We start from the raw sequence: 3,049 nt of genomic DNA, 5'->3' as shown, positions 1-3,049 counted from the left end.
CTTGTAGATCTTTTTTGAAGAAGTATATTCTGTCAATAAGGGTTGGGTTTTTCCAAAATGTTGTTTTTTTACTAAACCATCTTAAAAGCTCTTTATCCTTATCAAGTAATGTTTTTATTTTTTCTCTATTATCTAAAGTGGTTTTATCTATTAAAGGTATTTTTTCATCAATAATGTTTTTATGAAAACTTTCTAAAGCAACACACATATTTAAGAAATGCTTTTGAGGTGAAAGTGCTGGATAAGCTTTCTTTTCTAATAGTAAATCTACTATTGAATCAAGACCTTTTTTGTCAAACCAACTCTCTATTATTTCTGGAAGGTATTCTTTCAATTCTTTAAAACTAAATTTTATAGAATGAGAAAACTTATGAGACTCCCATTTGGAATCTATTCCATAAATGCGATGTGGTGACTTGTTTAAACTTCCAATTTTAACTTTTGGATCCTCATTAGTCAAGAAAACTATAAGTTTTTCTAATTTATTCTTCCATATAAAGAATTCAAAAATATTTAGAGGATCGGAAAACCTTATAGAGACAAATATAACACGATCTAAAGTGATTTTTGTATAAGAGGTGGACTCATTAAATCCAACATTTATAGCAAGCGTGAAGTTCTCAGTTGAAATTTTGAGAACGGTTTCTGGTTGAGGGATTGTAATTGTAGAACCATCAGAATTAATCTTCGCAACATCACTAATCCAATCATTTAATGCCTGGCTTGTTAGCGATATATTAGATATAAAGCATTGTCTATTAAATGATAGCTTTTCTCCTTGAATTAATTTATGCACATTCAATTTACAACCTTCTCCACCAAAACCATGGGAGGATGCACCTAAACTGCAGTCTATTAACGATACTGTACCTAGTTTATTAAATTCTCCATGTAGAACAGGCCAATCTTCGGTTGCAAGTTTTGGATTTGGAATTTCAACAAAAATTTTCTTTCCGATAATATTTAGCCAAACGTTTTCAACCGGCTTTTTTTCAATAGGGAAAAATAATTTGCCAAAATAGCGCTGAGTAGTTTCCATTACACAAACATTTTTTGTAACAAGCCTTTTTTCCATTCTTTAGCTAGAGAAAGCTGTTGGTCTACAGCGGATATTTTTTTGTCTATAGTGGATAAGAAATCTGCTATTTTGTTTTGTTCATGAATCGAAGGTATGAGAACAGTGGTTTTCATTAGTTCTACTTTTGACAAATTGAATCTTGTACTACCCTGCGCTAAAGGAATGATTTTCCTTCTAAATATATCACACCTAAACAAAAATTGAGCAAACTCTGGAACTAAAACAGAAAAAGAGTTTGGACGATACCCAAAACAGAAGCTATTTAAATATACCTCATTAACTTTATCCAATAACACTGAAGCTGTACCTATTTCATTTGGGGTTTCAGATGATGTGGTAAAGAAAACGTCACCGTATCTAACTTTAGATTGATTTTCATTGGGCTTAATATCTACGTAACCAAAATTATTAATATCAATTTTAGATCCACTAAATATTTGCATGTATTGGATATAAGGTTTTCCTTCTCCGAAATCATTTTTGGTTTTACCTGATAAACCATTAATTGTTTTACCAATATCGCCCATATTAAACTCTATCCATGCGGGATAATCATTTCCTTGTTCATCTTTAAACCTAATTTCTTGTTTAAATATTTTTTGAGTTACTCCTTTTTTGTACTCTTCAAGAAGTTCTTTCTTTTTAGTTAGGAGGGTTATCTTCTCATCTACTTTTGAAAGGAAAGAAGCTATTTTTTGTTGTTCGGGGAGGGAAGGAATATCAATAATTATACTCTCGATTGTTTTTTTTGATAAACTAGGAACACCAGAAGCTTCATTATACTTGTACCAATTAATATTTTGAAATAGGCAATAAACGAATTTAGGGACACATTTTTTGAAATCACGTGTATAGAACAGGGTATCAACTGTCCAAAAAGCACCATTATAGTAAAATGGTTTATCTATAGAACCTTTCCGACCAATAAAAACGGTCTCACCTGAATAGATAGCTTCATCAACACTTGTCATGTAACCACCACTCCCAAAAACTGGTATATCACCAGGATTTAAATGTTTATAGTCCTTTCCAGAACCTATTTTTAATATATCCCCCATTCTAACTTGAGGCCAATTATAGGAGAATTCTTTAAAACGTATTGATGGTTTTTGATTTTTAAGTTTCTTCATCTTAAAAAGGGCTTTTAATTCCTAGTTCATTACAAAACCCAGCTATTTCCTTATCAATAGCTTCCATTTCTTTATCTGTTAAAACCAAATCTTCAGCTACTGCATCAATATCAATTGGGTCTTCTTCTTCAAAGGTATCTACATAACGAGGAATGTTTAAATTATAATCGTTTTCTGCGACCTCCTCTAATGAAGCCACATAGCTGTATTTATCTATTTCAGTTCTCTCTTGATATGTAGAAATGATTTTATCAATATCTTTATCTCTAAGTTGATTTTGAGTTTTTACTTTCTCGTAATGTTCACTGGCATCAATAAAAAGAATGTTATCCGGATTCTCTCTACATTTTTTAAAAACCATGATACATGTAGGAATACTTGTACCGTAGAAAATGTTAGCAGGTAAGCCAATAACAGCATCTAAATAATTGCGGTCTTCAATAAGGTATTGACGAATATGGCCTTCAGCTGCACCTCTAAACAAAGCACCATGGGGTAAGACTATAGCCATAGTGCCATTCTCAGCTAAATGATGAATCATGTGTTGAACAAAAGCGTAATCAGCTTTTGATTTAGGAGCGAGTTTACCATATTGACTAAAACGGTCATCACTTGTAAATAAAGCGTTCGCACTCCACTTTGCAGAAAATGGAGGATTGGCCACAATTGCTTCAAACCGTTCATCAATGTGTTGGGGATTTTCTAAAACATCATCTTGTTTTATATCGAACTTGCGGTAATGGACATCGTGCAGGATCATGTTCATACGTGCCAGGTTGTAAGTTGTTCTGTTCAACTCTTGGCCATAGTAGTTATTTACTTGTTTAACTTCTTTAGCCAC

Annotated in this window: 3 protein-coding genes; all 3 read right to left on the bottom strand. The window is 32.4% G+C overall.

The features are described 5' to 3' along the window. Nucleotides 1-1,039, bottom strand: a 1,039-nt coding sequence (locus VKY47_RS10790; protein WP_324312732.1) for an ApeA N-terminal domain 1-containing protein, incomplete at its 3' end; no start/stop codon positions are given. Next, nucleotides 1,039-2,208: a restriction endonuclease subunit S gene (locus VKY47_RS10785; RefSeq protein WP_324312730.1), complete on the bottom strand. Its 1,170-nt coding sequence runs from the start codon at nucleotides 2,206-2,208 to the stop codon at nucleotides 1,039-1,041. The genes VKY47_RS10790 and VKY47_RS10785, both read right to left, overlap by 1 nt. A 1-nt stretch (nucleotide 2,209) precedes the next feature. After that, nucleotides 2,210-3,049 (bottom strand): type I restriction-modification system subunit M (locus tag VKY47_RS10780; RefSeq protein WP_324312728.1); only part of this gene is annotated, 840 nt, incomplete at its 5' end.

This window comes from Xanthomarina sp. (assembly GCF_035306705.1).
Lineage (GTDB): Bacteria > Bacteroidota > Bacteroidia > Flavobacteriales > Flavobacteriaceae > Xanthomarina.
The sequence above is the reverse complement of the archived record's forward strand: the minus strand, read 5'-3'. Positions and strand labels throughout refer to the sequence as shown.

What these genes read in the sequence shown, in the direction of transcription:
- VKY47_RS10785 (WP_324312730.1), bottom strand. Translation starts at nt 2,208, where the DNA reads ATGAAGAAACTTAAAAATCAAAAACCATCAATACGTTTTAAAGAATTC.